The following is a 17725-nucleotide window of genomic DNA, read 5'->3' as shown; positions in this document are numbered from 1 at the left end:
CGTCCACGGCAGGGAACTCCTCGGCCTCCTCGCCAAAGGAGGACCATCTCGGTTTGGTTTCACCGAGGAGCTTCCCTCTTTCCCGCTCGCCCTTCCTCGCCGACTACACACTTATAGGGACACGACCCGGTCAACCGCGGGAGCACGATGGGGCCCGACACGTCTGAAATCTACACGCTCAAGGATCGTTCGCTCCCCGAGCAGCGCGCCCTCAAGTCCGTCCGCCACGACACCCGCTGCGCACCGGCGACCTCGACGGCGTGTCCCAGCAACCGAGGGGACGCTGGCGTGTCCGTCGGGATCTGCCCTCCAACGTGGGTCTACGCCGCGAAGGACTTGCAGCCGCTCACCACGCCTCGTCTGGCATACGTGGACCCCATCCGCCCCGTGCGAACCCGGTGAGTCCCCCCGCCCTCGATTGAGCGCCGACAGTCCCCGCAGGCAGAGGATGTCGGCACCGTCGAGGGTGGACCTGTTCTCGATGACGTTTGGTGCTCCGCGGGCCTTGCTGTCATCGGCAGGACCCGCGGATGGACATCCGAGGCAGGGTGCTCCAGGGGGATTCTCTACTTCGGATACGAGTCCTTCGCTGCTTCCCTGCGGGCCTTCTCCGCGGCCTCGTTCTCCTGCCGCTGACGCTCCTTCGCCGCCCGCTCCTCGATGGCGAGAGCAAGCTTTGTGGGTGCCTCCTCTTGGATGAGGGGCGCGAGCTGCTCCAGGGCCTTCTCGAGGTCGGGAAAGGCGACGAGGTTCTTGTCGACCAGGATTGCCCAGGGCTCGGAGGTGGAGCCACGCGTCATGTCGAACGTGACTCGCTCCACCTGTCGCCCGGCGGGGACCACGAGATGGATGCCCTGGAAGCGGTCCTGTTCACAGGCGCTGACCCAAACGGCCGAGTGCGAGCCGGACTTGATACGTCGCCCCCGCTCTCCGTACTGGATGCCGCAGGCATTCAGGGGACGCAGTCGAGCCTGGATGCCCGCCAGCTCCGGGAGGGCGCCGACGTCGGTCTTCCCGCTGTCACCGACGTCACTCCTTCGATTTCCGAGCAGCAGCATGCTCGCTCCCGCCGCGCCCAGCGCCACCGCTGCCATGGCCGAGATGAGGACTGCGCGCTGTCCGGAGTTGCGAGGCGTTGGGTTGGGAACTGAGCTCATTGCCACCCCACCGTAGCGGGCTCTCCTGCGTGGTTCAATCCGGCGACGCGCGGCTGCGTGGAGTCAGCTCCGTCCCTGCGCCCTCACCTGAGAAGGACTCAGTCCCAGGACACGGCGCATGCAGCGGGCCATGTGGCTCGGATGCGAGAAGCCGGTCTCCAGGGCGACCTCCGTCAGGCTCGTCTGGCCCTCGAGCAGCCGCAGCCGCGCGCGTTCCACACGTCGCTCCAGGACGAAGCGATGGACCGGCATCCCCATGGCCCGCCGGAACAACGGCTTGAAGTGAGACAGGCTGAAGCCCGCCACTCCCGCGAGCTCGGCGAGTCTGAGGTCTTGGTCCAGGTTCGCCTCGATGTACTCGAGCACTTGTCGGAGTCGCCAGGCGGGCAGCGCGCGGGCCTCGCGGGTCGACGGGGGCCCCTGGCGCGATTGAAGGGCGAGCAGGCGCGCGGCGAGCGCGGACGCGAGGCTGTCCGCGAAGAGCCTCCCGCCCGGATAGCCGTCGTGTTCCTCCGCCTGCATCATCCAACCGATTCGCTCGACCTGGGCATCCCGGATGTGGATCGACGGGGCCAGGTCCATCTCCCCCGCGCCCAGGCGCATGGTCTCCGCGGCGTCCTGGAGCAGGGGCGGTGTCAGCCGCAGCAGCAGGGAGGTCGCGGGGCGCGACAGGGTCCAACGGGTGCTCGAGCCAGCGGGCACGACGCAGAACTGGCCGTGGAGTCGGACGCCTTGCCGCTCACGGAGGCCCACCCGGTAGGAGACCGGGACGGGGTCGCCCAGATGAAGGCACAGGACGTGGCGGTCATCCACGGGCGAGTCGAACCGGCCGAGAGGAACCGGCGAGCTGAGCACGTCGAGCAGCGGCAACCGGTGGGGCCCGGAGGTCGACAGCAGCGTCGATGAAGGGCTCGGATAGCACGCGGGGCGGTCACTCATCGCCCCCCACCTTCGCGCTGGCCTCCGCGCTTTGCAATCGCCGCGAATCATCCGTTCGTGCTCGGCGCCGTCCGTCCGTGCGCGCGGAGGAGACGTCGGGAAGGCGAGCATGCGCGAGTACCCGTTGCCAGGAGACCTGGGATGAAGCGTAGGGAGTTCTTGTTGTGGACCAGCGCCACACTCGCCGTGGGGTGTGTGTCTCATGTGGACGCAGGCGGGAGTCGGGCGGGTGGGGGCGTGGTTCGACCGACGGACGCCGCGGCGTTTCGTGCTTCGCGGCGCTTCGCGGCGACGCCATTCGGGAGGGTCGCCTACGTCGACCGCGGCGCCGGCGACGTGGCGCTGTTCCTCCACGGGGCCCCGCTCAACGGCTTCCAGTGGCGCGGCGCGATCGACCGGTTGTCCTCCCGCCGGCGGTGCATCGCTCCGGACTTCATGGGGCTCGGCTACTCGGAGGTCCCCGAACATCAATCGCTGGCGGCCTCGGCCCAGGTCGGGATGCTCGCCGCGCTGCTCGACTCGCTCGGGGTCTCCCAGGTGGACGTCGTCGCGAGTGACAGCGGTGGCGCGGTCGCCCAGTTGTTCCTGGTCCGTTACCCGGAGCGTGTCCGGACCCTGCTCCTGACCAACTGCGACACCGAGCCCAACAGCCCCCCGCCCAAGGTCCAGCCGGCGATCGACCTGGCGCGCGCGGGGGCGCTCGCGGACGCCACGGCGCAGTGGCTGGTCGACAAAGCCCTGGCGCGCTCGACCTTCGGCGCGGCCGTCTTCAAGGACCCCAGCCGCTTCGAGGACGAGACCATCGAGTACTACGCCGCGCCGCTCGTGAGCACTCCGCTGCGCCGGGCTCAATACCATGCGTTCCATCTGGCCCTGGCGCCCAATCCACTCGCCGGTATCGAAGCACACCTCCTGCGCAGCGAGGTTCCCGTGAGGATCGTCTGGGGAGAGAGCGACGACATCTTCTCGCCCGAGGACGCACACTACCTCGACCGCACGTTCCCGCGTTCGCGAGGCATCCGATTCGTCCCGGGCGCGAAGCTGTTCTTCCAGGAGGAGTTCCCCGACGTCATCGCCGAGGAAGCCGAGCGCTTGTGGCGGGGCACCTGAGGCCAGGTTGTCGCGAGCCGCTCGAGAGGGAGTCCGGTGCGGGCAAGTCGTGGGCATGGCCAGCCCCGTCGCGCGGTGGGACTCCCGGCGGACGCCTGCCGCGAGGTTCCCGTCGAACTCGCTCGGATGCGGATGTCCCTTCGTCGGTGCGCGACCCCGCAGCATCCGCGCCGGCCTCCGGCGAACCCCGCTTCCTCCAGCGGGGGCATGGCGGCGGCGCATCCAGGTGTGCGCATGCATTCTGAAATCACTGCATCTGGATGGTATTGCCGCGCATGTGGGGCGTTTGCCGCGCGGACTCGGGTCTGATGTCTGGGTTGACGGCGCCGTGTGCGCGCGGCTCCGAATCGCAGCCATGTTAGGCTTACGGTCTCCATCTCTCGCATGGGCAGAGTCAGGGAACCCCCATGCCAGGAGGCACACATGGGCGCGTTGGACGGACGGCTTGCAGTCATCACGGGCGGCGGCACGGGGATTGGACTGGCCATCGCCGAGCGTTATGCCAATGAAGGCGCCGAGGTGGTCATCGCGGGGCGGAGAAAGGGGCGTCTCGACGAAGCCATTTCGCGAATCGGCCATGGGGCCCGAGGGGTCGTGACGGATGTCGGTGACGAAGCCCAGGTCCAGCGGCTCATGGATTCCGTGCCTCGCGTGGACCTGCTGGTGACGTGTGCGGGCGGCGCGGTGTTCGGCGCCGTGGAGACGGTGCCGATGAGCGCCTGGCAGGGCCTCTTCAAGGACCGCTTCTTCGGCCAGCTCTCCGCGTGCCGCCATGCAGTCCCGAAGATGTCCGCGGGCGGCGTCATCGTGCTGTGCTCGGGCATCGCCGGCCACGCCGCGCTCGCCAACTACGCAGGTGGGGCGGCGCTGTGCGGTGGCATCAACGCCATGGGGCGCTCGCTCGCCATCGAGCTCGCGCCGAAGGGCATCCGGGTGAACGTCTTGTCTCCGGGCCTCACCCGTGACACCGCCATCGACTGGGGGACGCCCACCGCCGAGACGCGGGCGCTCCTCGACACCCTCGTCAACCATGTCCCGATGAAGCGGCCCGGTGTTCCTCGGGACATGGCGGACGCCGCGTTCTTCCTGGCGACCTGCGCCTACGCCAACGGCATGGTGCTCGACGTCGACGGAGGTTGGACCGCGGTGTGAGCTCCATGCCGGTCCACGCCCTGGACCTCATGACGTCGCCTACCCGGAGCGAGGACGCGGGAGGCGCTTGCCGCGACCCGCGGTGAGCCAGCGCCAGAAGCGGGCGGGGCTGGGGGCGAGGCGGAACTGCGCCGCCCGGAGCTGCTTCAGCGCCGCGCCATCGAGCTGGTCCGCGAGCCCCTCCAGTCGGGCCAGCCCTTCCTTCTTCCTCCCCATCTGCCCGAACACCCGGGCGAGCGCGATGGTCGCGCTCAGGAGGTGAGGGTCGAGCTCCAGCGCCCGCTCCAGGAGCACCACGGCCTGCTGCCGGTATCCCTTCTCGCGAGCGAGGTGGGAGGCGCCCTGCATCAGGTATTTCACGCCGTCCCCACGGCGTCCTCGCTCGACGGAGAGGCTCGCCGCCTGGCTCCACAGCTTCGTGTCCAGCGGGAAGTGGGAAGCGGCTTGCACATACATGGCGAGCGCCTTGTCCGCGAAGCCCTTCTCGGCGAACACCCGGGCCGCCCGAGCGAAGGCCTGGGCCGCCTCGTCCTCCAGGCCCTTCTTGAAGAAGAGGGGCGCCACGCGGGAGTTCACGTGCGCGTCGTCGGGGTCTACCGCGAGGATCTTCTTGTACTCGGCAATGGCCTTGCCGATGCGCCTCCGGCCGCGCGCCTTCTCCGCCGCCTCGAGCACCTGGGTGCGGTCGTAGACCGCCTTTCGGTTCCAGAACGCCACGATGAGGCTGGAGTCTACTCGACCCGTGCAGTGAAGCGGAGTCCGTGGCGGGCGCGGAGCGAGTGTGCACGGAACGACACAACTCGGCTCGTGTATGGCCTTTTTCGAGACACCTCCGGACGGAGCGCGCCGCGGGTGGGACGCCAGCGTCTCGGGTCGGGTTCCGTGAAGAAGGGTTGTTTTTGATGTAGAAGTTGCAAATGTATTTGGGTAAATCGTTTCTGGATTCGGACCGTTGATGGAGGCGGCGCGGCCGGTGCGCCGAACTCATCAAGGGGAACTGTCGTGACGTTGTCGAAAAGCGCTGTGTCGAGCATGTTGTTGTTGGGAACGCTGTCGTTGTTCACGGGTTGTGGCGAGGAGCCGCGGCCCACTCAGGTCATCCCTGCTCACGAGTCTGGCGCCCTGGCGCTGCTCATCGAGCGGGATGGAGGCGAGGGGCTCTTCGTCGAGGGCGCCTCCGAACGCTTCACGGTGCGCGCGGCGGGGGAGGTCCTCACGTCGGTGCGGTGGAGCGCGACGGGAGGGGCCGTCACGCCTGACGCGGAGCGGGTGACCTGGACCTTGCCCTCCGAGGGGCGGGCCTCCTTGTCCGTGGCGGTCGAGACGGCCTCGGGGAAGAAGGCGGAAGGGGAGTTCCATTTCAACGTGGTGGCCCCGGCGAACCTCGTCGCGAGCACCGTCATCGATCCGAGCCCGGATGTGACGGGGGGCTTCTGCGAGCTCACCTTCGACAGCCTGGGCAACGGGCATGTCGTCTACTTCAACGAGACCCACCGGAGCCTGTGGTATGGCCAGTGGAACGGCACGTCGTGGACGACGGAGCAGATCGACGGCCCGGGGTTCAACAACGACGGCCAGTTCACCTACAACCCCGTCATCGCGGTCGAGCCGGCCACGGGCACGCCCCACGTGGCGTACCTCAAGGGAGACGGCGTCCTGGGCAGCGGTGCGACCTTGCGTGTCGCCTACGCCACGCGCGCCGGCGGCACCTGGATCCGGGAGTCCGTCGACCCGGCGAACCGCAATGAATCCGTCCGTCTGTCCATCGCGCTCAACCCCTCGCAGGGCCTGAAGCCCACCATCGTCTACAGCGATGCGTCGTCGGGCCTCCGGGTCGCGACGCGGACGGGGAGCAACGCCTGGAGCATCCCTCAAATCACCACGGGCGGGTTGACCAGCGAGGCCGTCTTCGACACGGCCGGAACGCTGTACGTGGTCAACAAGGGCAGTACGCTCAACGCCATCAAGGGCTCCACGGTGGAGACGTTCGCCCTGGGGGGACTCTCCTCGATCACCGGCTGGTTCTCCCTGGCCCTGACGCCGGGCCAGCACCTGCTCGCGCTGCCCAACGGGTCGGCGTACAACGGCGCGTGGGTCGGGTTCTACGACGTGACGCTCGGCTCACCGTTGTCCACCAGCACGACGCGCATGTCCCAGGGGGACTACGTGAACCACTCCAACGACCTGGCCTACGGCGGAGGCAAGCCGTACTTCGCCCAGCGCCATGGGACGACGCTGGAGCTCGTGACGCCGGATGCGCGCGGCTTCTGGACGTTCACCCAGTGGGGGACCATCCAGGATGGCACGCGGCCCAGCATCGCCATCCGCCCCACGGATGGGACGCCGCACGTCTGCTACCAGCGCGACGGTAAGGTGACGTTCCAGTAGTCCTCACCACACCAGGGACTCCGGCCTGCCTGTCGAGGCCGGAGTCTCCTCGGCGCCTGGTACATGCCGGGGCCGGACTGGGCGCCGCGCGGGTGGACGTCCGCGCCGCGTCAGTAGTCCCAGGCGACACAGTCGCTGGTCGTGCGCGTGACGAACTCGGCCCGCGTGCGCATGTTCCGGACGAACGTGCCCGTGTCGAGATCGTCCCCGGGGGTGGCTCCGCTGCGCGGACCCGCCGGGCTGTAGGGGGTGAGCCACTTCTCGTTGTTCACGGCCGCGTCGACGGCTCGCGCGGTGTCGGCGCGGAGCTTCTGGCATGTGCGCTTCATCACCGTGGTGTCCGTGGCCAGTCGGTCATACTCCGCACGGAGCGCCGCGAGCTGGGAGGGGACTTCCCAGGCGTAGTTCGGGTAGGTCGGCGGAGCCGTGGAGAGCTGGGCGGGATAGCCACCGGCCTTCACGGTGAAGAAGCCGATGTTCGAGGGAGCGGTGTCGTCGAGCTCGATGTAGCGGTAGAGCAGGGTGCCGTTCGCGTGGTCCACGCCCTCGAGGTGGTCGAGCGCGGTCCCGACCGCCGCGCGGTTCGCCGCCACGCTCGGGTCGAGCTGGTAGAGGCGGAGGAGGGACCACCTCACGTCCTGGCCCTCCTGGCCCGCGATGGCGGGCGCCTCCCAACTGCGGGCCCACCGGGGCTGCGTCTGGAGGTCGTACTGCTGGGCCCAGGCGGGCTGGGGCTGCGGCAGCTGCGCGCGGCGGAGGAAGCCTCCGAACGCGGTGCGCATGGCTTGATACGTCGAGGCCTGCGCCGGATAGGCCTCCCGGGCCCAATACAGCATCTCGACGAAGGAGGACGCGAGGTTGTCGTTCAGGGTGGGGTCGTCCCAGTACTCCGTCGCGTAGGCGTTCGCGTAGCAGTTGGCGAGCCCACACGCGGCGCCGTGCGCCTGGCCGGGGCCCTCTCTCGTGCCATCAGATTCCAAGTGTTCAATCATGACATTCCAAGACGCCGCGCTTCCGGAGTGCGAGAACATCTGAATCGCAGCCGAGAAACCCAGACGCATCGTGTGGCAGTGAGCCATTACCAGTGTGTCCCGTCGTGGATGACAGGGTCATCCGTTAGGGTCTCTCCACCCTGGGAGCTTCTTCCCGGCTTTCACCCTATCGAGGTTGCATGATGCATTTCCCTGTCTGGGCGCGCGCGCTGCGCATGACGTCTCTTGGCCTCGTGGGCGCCTGCTCGTTGCTGATGGCTTGTGATTCCAGCGACGACCCGGGGCCCATCGAGGAGCCCCCTCGCGACACCACGCCTCGCAAGCTGACCTTGCTGCAGACGAGCGACCTGCACACGAACATCTTTCCGTGGGACTACTTCTCCGGCAAACCCGACGCGAAGCGCGGCGTCGCCAAGGTGGCCACGCTCGTCAAGCAGGCGCGAGAGGCGAACCCGGACTGCACGCTGCTCGTGGACACCGGCGACACCATCCAGGGGACGCCGCTGGGCACCTACTATGCCCTCGTGGACAACACGCCCCAACACCCCATGGCCGCGGCCATGAACGAGCTGGGCTATGCCGCCATGGCGCTGGGGAACCACGAGTTCAACTTCGGGCTCGACGTCCTCAACAAGTTCAAGAGCGAGGTCGACTTCCCCCTCCTCGGCGCCAACGTGCGCAAGAGCGCGGATGGCTCCGAGGCCTTCACGCCCTACGTCATCCAGACGGTCTGCGACGTGAAGGTCGGCATCCTGGGGCTCGTGACGCCCGGCGTGACGACGTGGGAGCGCCCGGACCACATCGCCGGTCTGCGCTTCGATGACCCGCTGGAGACCGCGAAGACCTACGTCCCCCGGATGAAGGAGGCCGGCGCGGATGTCGTGGTCGTGGCCATCCACAGCGGCCCGGACAAGCAGCCCGTGGGCAGCGCGAGCAATCCCGAGTCGTGGCTGGCTGACTACGCGGATGGCTCGAAGTGGACGGACCGGGGGAACCTGCCCGGCGAGAACCAGGCCGTGCAGATCGCCCAGCAGGTCGCTGGCGTGGACGTGCTCCTCACCGGTCATACGCACCAGCCCATCCCGAAGATGTTGCTGAAGAACCAGGGTGGGAAGGAGGTCCTCCTCACGCAGCCCAACCGCTGGGGCAGCCACCTGGCCGACGTCCAGCTCGAGGTCACCTGGGATGGCAAGCGCTGGGGCGTGAACACCCATGACGCCCAGCTCCACGTCGTGGACGAGACGGTGGCGGAGGACGCCGCCGTCATCCAGCGCACCCAGGCCTATCACGACACGACGGTGAACTACGTGAACCAGAAGATCGGCACGACCACCGGGGTCTTCCCGGGCGGCTTCGCCGGCCGCTACGTGGACGGACCGCTGGGGGACCTCATCAACATCGTGCAGGAGCAGGCCGCGCTCGAGGCGGGCTTCGCCGTGGACGTGTCCCTGGGCGCCATCTTCACCAATGACGTCTCGCTGCCCTCGGGCGACGTCACCCTGCGAGACGCCTACAGCGTCTACATCTACGACAACACGCTGTACGTGATGGAGATCAACGGCTCCATCCTGCGGCGCGCGGTGGAGATGAACGCCAACTACTTCACCACCCTCAACCCGGCCCAGCTCCCCACGACGCCGGCGGGAGCGAAGGCCACCGCGCCCGTGGTCGCGGACTACAACTGGGACCTCTACTCGCACATCGACTACGGCTACGACCTCACGAAGCCCGCGGGTTCGCGGCTCACGCACCTGCGCTTCAAGGGGAGCGAAGTCACGGACGACCAGGTCTTCATCGTCGCCATCAACAACTACCGCGCGGGCGGCGGTGGTGGGTACAGCATGTTCCGGGAGGGGCGCGTGCTGTGGACGTCCGCGGACGGCGTGCGTGACTACATCGCGCGCTACCTGCAGGAGCACCAGGGCCTGTCGCCCGACGCGGTGAACACCTGCAACTTCACGCTCTCGCCCGACCTCTACACGCCGTACTACGGGGCCACGTTCGGCCCCGCGAAGTGCCTGGGCGTGCCGTAAGTGATGGGGGACAGGGGCATGGATTCCCATGCCCCTGTCTCACGCCGGGTCGCTCCGGTGCCCGCGCGTCATGAGCGGGGCACCGTCGAGGACCTCACAGCCGGTAGACGAGGATGTCCAGGTCCGCCGGGCTCATCCAGACGATGGCGTCCAGGCTGGGGAAGTAGATCGCCCGGCGCCGCGCGATGCCGCTCTGCAGGGCGGGCGCCGCGTTGGCGAAGGTCTTCGGGCGCAGCGTCGCGGGCGTGGTCTTGAGGTCGAGCTCCAGCCAGGTCATGCCGGAGTTGAGCTTCGTGTACACCCAGTAGATGTCCTCGCTCGGGACGTAGACCATGCCGTGCCCGTCGGTGGAGTGGTCGGTGTCGGGGAACGAGGAGAGCGACAGCCCGCCTTCGTACGTCCAGGTGGAGCCCGATGAGATCGTCTGGTGGGTGGACACGTCGTAGCGCTGCCAGCGGCCGGGACTGGCGTAGAACCCGGCGCTCTGTGGCGGCGTGAAGAACGTCACGATGTCGCCTTGCTGCGTATAGGCGGCGCCGCTCCAGTCCCAACTGCCCCAGGTCGCGCGCGGGGCGAGCCAGGTGTTCGTGCGCAGGTCGTAGTCGGCCGCGAAGGGACCCCCGGAGCCGCAGGAGCCGATCACCAGCTTCGACTCACGGTCGAGCACCGCGATGACCTCCTCCGTGAGGGCGTATTCGTCACCGTTGGCCTTGGGGTGGGTCTTGGTCGTCCACTTGTGGCTCTCGAGCGAGTAGCGCCACAGGCGACGGCAGGCGACGACCAGCTCGTTGCTCTCCGGGACGTAGATGAAGCCGTCGTAGACGTGCCGGGCCGTGGGGTTGCCCATGGGGTTGCTCGCGGTGCGGTCCCAGAAGATCTCGTCGTAGTACCAGCGGTCGCGCTGCGCCCAGGTGCCCGCGGCGACCTCGGCGTTGTACTCCGCGCGCGACTCGGGGCAGCCCGCGAAGCCGCCAGCCTCCTTGTACGCCTTGCTCCAGAGGTTGGTGTCGCTCGGCATGTGCTCGATGGACCAGCGCATCAGGTCCAGGTCGAAGCGGTAGATGCCGTTGTTGCTCGAGTCATTGTGCCCGCCACCGTGGCGCCACAGCCGGCGACCGGCGAGGTCGAAGGCGGGCGCGTTCCAGGCCTCGGTGACGCCGCCCCAGCCCATGGTGCCGTAGTCCCGCCACCCGGGGATGGCGGCCAGCACCTGCGCGTTGAGGGCCGTGATCTTCGTTCCCGAGACACTCACCCACCGGCCGCGCGGCACCAGCGCCCAGCTCGACGCGTTCACGCGGCCGTCGTTGCCGCGCCCGGGTGTCCACACGTCGTTGGAGAACGAGCCGGTCTCGCTGCCCTGACCCCAACCCGGGGAGACACCGGCGTCGCGCACTCCCGCATCGGAGGTGGCCCCGGCATCGCCAGGGCCCGCGTCGCTCCCCCCATCACCCGAACCCCCGTCGTCGATGAGGGAGCCTCCGTCGCCGAGTGTTCCCGCATCGGGTGGCGAATCGGAATCCGTACAACCGGAGAGAACCAGCAGCACCAGGAGCCATCGTGACATGACGACGAGTGTAGGGGGTTCACTGTCTGACGCATCAGGAGATTGTGGTCGGATGGGCGTCGGGGCTGGCGAACGGCCTCTTTCATGTCCGGCTCCACTGGACCGGCCCGTGGGGCGGGCACCTGGACGTCGGCCTCTCCACTTGAATCGCGCCGCGTGAGCATGACGTTTCCGTTCTTGGCGGAGGGCGCGCCCGTATGGGCCCGGGCTTTCGAGGAGGACGCCATGCGTGAAGGCACCGAGACGACCGTTTCCCGGCGCGGGCCCGGAGTCCCCGACCGCTTCTTCGCGGACCCGGACTTCGACTTCGAGGCGCGAACCGCACTGGGCCTCGCCTCGCAAGGAGTCGGCGACATCGGACAGGTCCTCGTCACGCTCTCTGGCATCGAGAACGGCGACGCGGACAGTTGGTACCGGGCCTGGCACCGGCGCGGGGAGCGGCTGCAGCGGCAGGCGGAGGCGAGCGTGGCCGCGGGTCGTCCGGAGAGCACGCGTGCGTTCTTCCTCGCCGCGTCGGAGGCCTATTCGCGGGCCCTCCGCTTCAGTGCCGGCATGGCCGAGCCGCGCCTCTTCGGCCCCACGTTCACCTTGCATCGGCAGTGCTGGGAGCGGGTGGTCGCCCACTCGGAGGGCGCCTTCCTCCACGTCGACGTGCCGTACGCGCACTCCACGCTGCCTGGCTATCTCCTGCGTCCGGACGCCACGGGGGCGCCGCGGCCCACGCTCGTCCTGACGAACGGCAGCGACGGCTCGCTCACCTCGCTCTGGGGAACGGGCGCCTGGGGGGCGCTTCGCCGAGGCTTCAACGCCTTCGTCTACGACGGGCCCGGACAGCAATCCATGTTGTTCGAGCGCGGCGTCCCCTTCCGCCCCGATTGGGAGGCGGTGCTGGTGCCCATCGTGGACCTGCTCGTCACGCGCGACGACGTGGATGCCGGGGCGCTGCTGGCCTATGGCATCAGCCAGGCGGGCTATTGGGTTCCGCGGGCGCTCGCGTTCGAGCACCGCTTCGCCGCCGCCGTGGTCGACCCTGGCGTCATGGACGTGTCCACGTCGTGGACGTCGCACCTGCCCCCGGAGCTCGTGGACCTCCTCCATGCAGGCGAGCGGGACGCGTTCGACGAGGCGATGCGTGAAGTGGATGAAGACCCGGTGCTGGCCCGTGTCCTCGAGTTCCGCAGCAGGCCGTATGGTACCGCCACACCCTTCGAGACCTTCACCGCGGTCCTGCGCTACCACCTGCGGGACGTGGTGAAGCGCATCCGGACGCCGCTCCTCATCACCGACCCTGACGACGAGCAGTTCTGGCCCGGGCAGTCCGAGGCCTTGTTCCGGGTGCTGACGGGAGACAAGGAGCGGGTCCGCTTCACGCGGGAGGACGGTGCCCGGTCCCACTGCCAGCCGTTGGGTCGAACCGTCACGGACCTGAGCATGTTCGACTTCTTCGCCGAGCGCCTCGCCCGCCGCACGCACTGAGGACCCGGAGCGTCGGCTGGGGCCATGGACGCATGGCTCCTGCGCGTAGGCTTCGGCGACCTGGTGGATATGGCCGGGCGAAGCGCCGGCACGAGAGGACCGTGTCGGCGTCGGAGGCACCAGCTCGGGACGTCGCCTGGGGGCTACTCACACTGCCAGGCACCGTCGATGCAGCGGCAGAAGAACCACTCGCAGTAGTTGGGCAGGTAGCAGCGCCGCGTGTTGGTCGTGTTGCACGCCGCGCCCGCGACGTTCTGACACCAGTTCGAGGACGGGCCGGGCTCACAGAGGTCCTGCTCCTGTGCCCCCGTGTTCTCGGTGGCCCCTGCCGGAGCCGCGGACTCCTGCTCCTCCGGGCCCACTCCGCACGCAACCAGGGACAGCGACATCGCCAACAGGACGAGGGTGTTTCGCAGCATGGTCATGTCTTCCTTTCGCGCAGGCATCTCTGCCTGATTCGAGGATACATGAGGGATTCAGCGCTCGAAGCCACCATCGCCCCGAGACATGAACAGACATGAGCCGCGGGGCGGGTCCGTGTCGAACCCGAGGTGAGTCATTGGCGCGCTGGGTGGTGGGCGGCCTGTTTGTCTTTGCGCTGCGTCGGGCGGGCGGAGCAGGGGAGCTCGGGACGCCCGCCAGGGCGCGTACGCGGACTCCAGGGGCGCGGATGCACCCCCGGAGTCACACGGCTTTCGGCGAACCTCAAGCGACCAGCGAGTTCCCGCGGGCGCTGACGACCTCGGCGACGGCCACCTGGGTGGCGCCGAACAGGCTCTCGTCGATGGACGAGGCGCCGGTGCCCAGCAGCCACAGCTCCAGCTCGCCCAGCCCGGCGCTGGTGCCGACAGCGGAAGCGGCGCTGGCGACGCTCGCGCCCAGTCCCGCGGGCAGCAGCGTCGACGCGGCGGTGAGCCCCATCGCCTTCAGGAAGCTACGGCGGTTCGACCCGTCTCCAAACATGGGTTGCTCTCCTCGGTGAATGTTCTCGTTGCGACTGTGCCTCGACCCGTGCCGTCTGGCGTGTCCCGACCTCAGGACACGTTCACGCCGAAGCCGCGGTAGTAGCCGTAGAAGGCCGTGTAGGCGCCGCGGTCGCTCGTCTCGGGGGCGAGGATGCGCTTGCCGGAGTTGTCGACGTTGCGCACGGCGGCCGGACCGGGCTTGTGGCACCACGTCCCGTTCTCCGCCAGCCGGTACAGGTGGTAGTCGGTGCCCGGCCAGACGACGAGGCAGACGTTGTAGGCGCTGTCGCCCTCGCGCGAGCTGCTCCAGCCGTCGCGGCCCACCGCGGCCACCAGGCTCGCGTCATCCAGGGCCCGCCAGACGGAGCCCGCGGCGCGCCCCGGCTGCGCGAACGTGTTGGTGCGCAGGTTGCTCGCGTAGTTGTAGCAGTTGTTGAGGCGGCGATACGCGGGGTCGTTCCAGAAGCCGAAGTCCGTGTCGCTGGTGCACGCCAGGCCGGAGCCGTCCGCGTGCGGCGCCGCCGCCGTGCGGGTGAGCACCTTCTCCGCCACGCCGAACACCTGGCCCGGGTCCTTCAAATCCAGCCGCGCGCTCTCGGCGGTGTGCAGCAGGAAGCGCGAGCTGCCCAGGGCCTCGGGCTGGAACCGGCCGCCCAGCCGCACCTGCGCCGGGAGCCCCGCGCGCTTCCACGCGTCCACGTCACCCGTGTCCTGCGCGGAGATGATGAACCCGCGGTAGCCCAGGCCGCCCGTCTCGCTGTCCAGCGGCAGCAACTGGGAGGGGTCCGCTCGCACGCGCTCCGCGAGCTGCTGGGCCTCCTTCGGTGACAGCGTCCAGCGAGGGTTGGGTCGTCCCGAGAAGATATCCAGCTCGACAGTCACCATGGTGGCACCTCTGTCTTGGGCTCGCACCGCGGCAGGCGCACAAGCGACCGTTGGAGAATAACGAGAAAAGCTAGCGGATCCCTTCGGAGGCCGTCAACGGGGTAGGCTTGGATAACAGGATAAGTCCGTGTCTCGTTGCCAGGAGGACTCACGCATGTTGGCGCCACGCGAAACGCCTCGGGAGGGTGTGCGCTCCGTGACGGACGACGAGGTCCAGCACTTCAGGACGAAGGGTTGGGTCGTCCTGCGAGCGTTCTATGCCCCGTGGGTCGTGGAGGGGGTGCTGGAGCGGGCTCGCGCGAGGATGGGGGAGGCGCCGCTCACCGTGAGCCGGACGGACCCTCACGCGCGAATGCCCAACGAGTTCAACTGGTATGCGCGCTGGGATGGGTGCTCCCACCATGACGCGTGGATCCACCAGTTCAGCCATTCCCAGGCGCTCGCGCGGGGTGCGGCGAGACTCATGGGCAGCGCGCGGGTGCGATTCTACTTCGACCACGTCTTCGTGAAGCTCCCCTCGTCGAGTGGGGGTGGCAAGACGCCGTGGCACCAGGACCTGCCGCACCATCCGTTGGATCGTCAGGGGGCGCTGACCATGTGGGCCCCGCTCGTCGAGTGTCCGCCGGAGATGGGCTCCATGCGGTTCCTCGGCGGTTCGCACCGGGTGGGGTTGCTGGGGCGCTACCTCAACCGCCGGGATGGGGTGTCCCTGGTGGACGAGAACCCCTGGGTGCTGGACGCGCACGAATCGTCACCGCCGCTCCATCTGCGCCCCGGTGACATCACCGTGCACGACCTGGCCGTGGTGCATTGTGCCCAGGAGAACCGCTCCACGGCGCCGCGCTGGGTCTACGCGACGCAGTGGCTCCCTCCGGCGGCGCGCTACACGGGGGCGCCCAACCACCGCACGGATGGGCATGGCCTCGCGCTCGACGAGCCGCTGGACCATCCCCGCTTCCCCCTCATCCCGTTCGAGTCCACCGACTAGCGTCGACCGCGGGCAGCAGGTCGACGGGGTCCGGCCGCTCGTACCAGAGCACGGTGCTGACGACGGCGATGAAGTCCCAGCGCCCTGCACCGGGGGCGCTCCGGTCGATCATGGCGCACAGGTCCTCCCAGCCCGTGCGGCCGCCCGCCGCGCGCAACGCCCGGAGCTTCGCCGCGTTGTCCGCGCTGACCGCGGAGGCGCGCTCCAGGCGCTGCAGCGAGGCCTCGAAGTCGAGGTCGTGCGCGGGGTAGCGCGCCTCGAGGCGGTCGATGGCGGCGAGCACGTCGGCGCTCCGGTCCACGCCCAGGTTCCGCTCGATGTCGCGGAGCAGCGCCCGGCGCTCCGGCCGGTCGAAGAAGATGCCCAGCTCTCGCACGATGTCCGCGGGCTCGTCCTGGACGTGGGTGAAGTTGAGGAACCGGTTGGGAGGGCGCAGCAGCGTGCGCATGTCTCCGGCGGTGCGCTTCTCCGGGACGGAGGAGCCCTTGAGCTGCGCCAGGCGCACGGAGGCGGGCAGGGCGCCCTGGGGGCGGAGGTCCTGGAGCACGAAGAGGAGGATGTCCACCTCCGTGTACCAGAGCGTGGAGAAGGTGAGCCGGTCGACCGGATAGACGTGCCAGTCGTAGCGCCACACGTCCCGCATCGAGTGTCGCGTGAGCTGGAAGGGCGCGCACCCGATGGGGAGGAAGCCGTGGCGCGTGACGAACTCGAGGATGGGCTTCATCCGGCGGCCGACGACGGCGTCGGGCTTCACGTTCATCACCGCGACCGAGTGGAGCAGCGAGAGCTTCTGGTCGCCGAAGCGCTCGGCCACGTCCGCCCAGGTCTCGCGGAAGTAGAGGTCCTTCACGTAGGCGTCCCGCTTGCCGGGGACGACCGTCAGCCGCTCCCACTCCGCGTCGGTGGGGAGGACGTCCTCGGGTCGGGGCTCCAGGTTGTCGCTCATCGCCACGCCCTACCTCGCATGTCCAGCTCCCATCTTCTGGCGCAGCAGCGCCATGCGTGTCTGATTCAGTGGAACGCTCAAGCGGTACCGGTGGGTCACCGCGTGTGAGGCCTCGCCCCAGAAGGGCTGGAGCTTGCCGATGATGCCACGGCGCTCCAGGTCGCGACGTGTCTCCACGTCACCCTCGTCGCAGAAGACGTAGGGCAGGCATTCGCGCGAGGTCCAGCGCGCCGTGAGGCCCGCGGACGAGAAGGCCGCCAACATCTCCGCCTTGGCGCTGCGCACGCGTTCGCGCAAGGGGCCCGTGATGTCGCCCTGGTCGAGGACCGCCCGCGCGAAGCGCAGGGAGAGCGACGAGGCCTGCAGCGGCGGCGTGACGGCACGGATCCGCTCGCTCAACCTCCGTGACGCCACGCAGTAACCCAGGCGCAGCGCGCCCAGCCAGTAGGCCTTGGAGACACCGCGCAGCACGGCGAGGTTCTCCACCTGGGGCACCAGGTTGATGGCGCTGAACGAGGGTGGGTGGTAGTTCGCGTAGGACTCGTCCACCAGCACCACGGCGCCCTGGGGCGCGACGCCGTCGCTCAGCTCCCGCAGTTGCTCCAGGTCCAGGTCCTCGCCCACCAGCGCGGGGTGGTCCACCAGCACCAGCGTGGCCCCCATGGCGCGTACGTTGCCGACGTGGTCGACCCCGGGGCGTCCGTCCTGGCGCGACACGCAGCGCGCCTCCAACTGGCCCACCCAGTGAGGGAAGTCGGGATACACGTCGCCGATGACGTAGGCGGGCCCGTGTCCGGTCAGCTTCGCGAGCGCGTGCAGCAGGCCGCTGACCCCGGCGCCACACGTGACGCCGCGGTCCTCGTGCGCGCGCGCGAAGTGGCCGTCGATGGAGGGGCCGAGGCATGCCTCGCCATAGGGGTCCTGGACGAAGTAGCTGTTCACGAAGCGCGGCTCGTTCGCCTCGTCCAGCAGCTCGCGGCGGATGACCTCGGCCGTATCCACGGTGAGGAACTCCCGCTCGTCCAGCGTCCACGCGAGGTTGAGGAGGCCCCCGTCATCCTGGAGGGTCCGCAGCTTCGCGTAGGAGGAAATCGCCAGCGCCATCGGACACCCTCCACGGGGAATGGGGT

16 protein-coding genes are annotated in these 17725 nt (G+C 68.9%); 6 read left to right on the top strand and 10 right to left on the bottom strand.

What is annotated here, in order from left to right; genetic code table 11:
• Positions 1 to 566 precede the first annotated feature (566 nt).
• A complete protein-coding gene (locus tag LZ198_RS26590; RefSeq protein WP_253974865.1) occupies positions 567 to 1058 on the bottom strand; it encodes a hypothetical protein in 492 nt (163 codons plus the stop codon).
• A gap of 162 nt (positions 1059 to 1220) precedes the next feature.
• Complete coding sequence (locus LZ198_RS26585; protein WP_253974864.1) at positions 1221 to 2096, bottom strand: helix-turn-helix domain-containing protein; 876 nt, start codon at positions 2094 to 2096, stop codon at positions 1221 to 1223.
• A gap of 237 nt (positions 2097 to 2333) precedes the next feature.
• Between LZ198_RS26585 and LZ198_RS26580 the strand changes: the two genes are divergently transcribed.
• Both LZ198_RS26580 and LZ198_RS26575 read left to right on the top strand, forming a co-directional pair.
• Complete coding sequence (locus LZ198_RS26580; protein ID WP_253974863.1) at positions 2334 to 3206, top strand: alpha/beta fold hydrolase; 873 nt, start codon at positions 2334 to 2336, stop codon at positions 3204 to 3206.
• 423 nt (positions 3207 to 3629) lie between these two features.
• Positions 3630 to 4358, top strand: coding sequence for an SDR family NAD(P)-dependent oxidoreductase (locus LZ198_RS26575; protein ID WP_253974862.1), 729 nt, complete (start codon positions 3630 to 3632; stop codon positions 4356 to 4358).
• A 39-nt stretch (positions 4359 to 4397) separates the two neighbouring features.
• On the opposite strand, the gene LZ198_RS26570 is transcribed toward LZ198_RS26575, so the two are convergent.
• On the bottom strand, positions 4398 to 5075 hold the full coding sequence (locus LZ198_RS26570) for a tetratricopeptide repeat protein (protein ID WP_253974861.1): 678 nt from the start codon (positions 5073 to 5075) through the stop codon (positions 4398 to 4400).
• A gap of 285 nt (positions 5076 to 5360) precedes the next feature.
• Here LZ198_RS26570 and LZ198_RS26565 point away from each other — a divergent pair, with 285 nt between their 5' ends.
• A complete protein-coding gene (locus tag LZ198_RS26565) occupies positions 5361 to 6746 on the top strand; it encodes a hypothetical protein (RefSeq protein ID WP_253974860.1) in 1386 nt (461 codons plus the stop codon).
• A gap of 110 nt (positions 6747 to 6856) precedes the next feature.
• Here the strand turns inward: LZ198_RS26565 and LZ198_RS26560 are convergent, their stop codons facing one another.
• Positions 6857 to 7738 carry a pectate lyase gene (locus tag LZ198_RS26560; RefSeq protein WP_253974859.1) on the bottom strand — a complete coding sequence of 294 codons (882 nt, stop codon included), beginning with the start codon at positions 7736 to 7738 and terminating at the stop codon, positions 6857 to 6859.
• Positions 7739 to 7917: 179 nt separating this feature from the next.
• Between LZ198_RS26560 and LZ198_RS26555 the strand changes: the two genes are divergently transcribed.
• The gene (locus LZ198_RS26555) at positions 7918 to 9771 is read left to right on the top strand and encodes a bifunctional metallophosphatase/5'-nucleotidase (protein ID WP_253974858.1); all 1854 of its coding nucleotides are present in this window, start codon (positions 7918 to 7920) and stop codon (positions 9769 to 9771) included.
• Between the two features lie 94 nt (positions 9772 to 9865).
• On the opposite strand, the gene LZ198_RS26550 is transcribed toward LZ198_RS26555, so the two are convergent.
• The gene (locus LZ198_RS26550; protein ID WP_253974857.1) at positions 9866 to 11164 is read right to left on the bottom strand and encodes a hypothetical protein; all 1299 of its coding nucleotides are present in this window, start codon (positions 11162 to 11164) and stop codon (positions 9866 to 9868) included.
• Positions 11165 to 11560: 396 nt separating this feature from the next.
• Between LZ198_RS26550 and LZ198_RS26545 the strand changes: the two genes are divergently transcribed.
• Positions 11561 to 12811 carry an alpha/beta hydrolase family protein gene (locus tag LZ198_RS26545; RefSeq protein ID WP_253974856.1) on the top strand — a complete coding sequence of 417 codons (1251 nt, stop codon included), beginning with the start codon at positions 11561 to 11563 and terminating at the stop codon, positions 12809 to 12811.
• A gap of 143 nt (positions 12812 to 12954) precedes the next feature.
• Here the strand turns inward: LZ198_RS26545 and LZ198_RS26540 are convergent, their stop codons facing one another.
• The 3 genes from LZ198_RS26540 to LZ198_RS26530 form a co-directional block, all read right to left on the bottom strand.
• Positions 12955 to 13236 carry a hypothetical protein gene (locus tag LZ198_RS26540; protein WP_253974855.1) on the bottom strand — a complete coding sequence of 94 codons (282 nt, stop codon included), beginning with the start codon at positions 13234 to 13236 and terminating at the stop codon, positions 12955 to 12957.
• 280 nt (positions 13237 to 13516) lie between these two features.
• Positions 13517 to 13774: a hypothetical protein gene (locus LZ198_RS26535; RefSeq protein WP_253974854.1), complete on the bottom strand. Its 258-nt coding sequence runs from the start codon at positions 13772 to 13774 to the stop codon at positions 13517 to 13519.
• A 71-nt stretch (positions 13775 to 13845) separates the two neighbouring features.
• The gene (locus tag LZ198_RS26530; RefSeq protein WP_253974853.1) at positions 13846 to 14661 is read right to left on the bottom strand and encodes a hypothetical protein; all 816 of its coding nucleotides are present in this window, start codon (positions 14659 to 14661) and stop codon (positions 13846 to 13848) included.
• A gap of 154 nt (positions 14662 to 14815) precedes the next feature.
• Between LZ198_RS26530 and LZ198_RS26525 the strand changes: the two genes are divergently transcribed.
• Positions 14816 to 15649: a phytanoyl-CoA dioxygenase family protein gene (locus tag LZ198_RS26525; protein WP_253974852.1), complete on the top strand. Its 834-nt coding sequence runs from the start codon at positions 14816 to 14818 to the stop codon at positions 15647 to 15649.
• Here LZ198_RS26525 and LZ198_RS26520 read toward each other — a convergent pair.
• Together LZ198_RS26520 and LZ198_RS26515 are read right to left on the bottom strand one after the other, a co-directional pair.
• Positions 15624 to 16595 (bottom strand): hypothetical protein, encoded by a 972-nt coding sequence (locus LZ198_RS26520; RefSeq protein ID WP_253974851.1) that lies wholly within the window; start codon positions 16593 to 16595, stop codon positions 15624 to 15626. The two genes, LZ198_RS26525 and LZ198_RS26520, sit on opposite strands and share 26 nt — an antisense overlap.
• Positions 16596 to 16604: 9 nt before the next feature.
• Positions 16605 to 17699: an aminotransferase class I/II-fold pyridoxal phosphate-dependent enzyme gene (locus LZ198_RS26515; protein ID WP_253974850.1), complete on the bottom strand. Its 1095-nt coding sequence runs from the start codon at positions 17697 to 17699 to the stop codon at positions 16605 to 16607.
• Positions 17700 to 17725 lie beyond the last annotated feature (26 nt).

The sequence above is a fragment of the Myxococcus dinghuensis genome (assembly GCF_024198235.1).
GTDB classification, from domain to species: domain Bacteria; phylum Myxococcota; class Myxococcia; order Myxococcales; family Myxococcaceae; genus Myxococcus; species Myxococcus dinghuensis.
Note: the sequence above shows the minus strand (reverse complement) of the source record. Positions and strands in the feature narration are given on the sequence as shown.

Bases quoted from the DNA above. Each gene is read 5' to 3' on its own strand.
- LZ198_RS26590 (WP_253974865.1), bottom strand. From the start codon at position 1,058: ATGCTGCTGCTCGGAAATCGAAGGAGTGACGTCGGTGACAGCGGGAAG.
- LZ198_RS26585 (WP_253974864.1), bottom strand. From the start codon at position 2,096: ATGAGTGACCGCCCCGCGTGCTATCCGAGCCCTTCATCGACGCTGCTG.
- LZ198_RS26575 (WP_253974862.1), top strand. From the start codon at position 3,630: ATGGGCGCGTTGGACGGACGGCTTGCAGTCATCACGGGCGGCGGCACG.
- LZ198_RS26560 (WP_253974859.1), bottom strand. From the start codon at position 7,738: ATGATTGAACACTTGGAATCTGATGGCACGAGAGAGGGCCCCGGCCAG.
- LZ198_RS26555 (WP_253974858.1), top strand. From the start codon at position 7,918: ATGATGCATTTCCCTGTCTGGGCGCGCGCGCTGCGCATGACGTCTCTT.
- LZ198_RS26545 (WP_253974856.1), top strand. From the start codon at position 11,561: ATGCGTGAAGGCACCGAGACGACCGTTTCCCGGCGCGGGCCCGGAGTC.
- LZ198_RS26540 (WP_253974855.1), bottom strand. From the start codon at position 13,236: ATGACCATGCTGCGAAACACCCTCGTCCTGTTGGCGATGTCGCTGTCC.
- LZ198_RS26535 (WP_253974854.1), bottom strand. From the start codon at position 13,774: ATGTTTGGAGACGGGTCGAACCGCCGTAGCTTCCTGAAGGCGATGGGG.
- LZ198_RS26530 (WP_253974853.1), bottom strand. From the start codon at position 14,661: ATGGTGACTGTCGAGCTGGATATCTTCTCGGGACGACCCAACCCTCGC.
- LZ198_RS26525 (WP_253974852.1), top strand. From the start codon at position 14,816: ATGTTGGCGCCACGCGAAACGCCTCGGGAGGGTGTGCGCTCCGTGACG.
- LZ198_RS26520 (WP_253974851.1), bottom strand. From the start codon at position 16,595: ATGAGCGACAACCTGGAGCCCCGACCCGAGGACGTCCTCCCCACCGAC.
- LZ198_RS26515 (WP_253974850.1), bottom strand. From the start codon at position 17,699: ATGGCGCTGGCGATTTCCTCCTACGCGAAGCTGCGGACCCTCCAGGAT.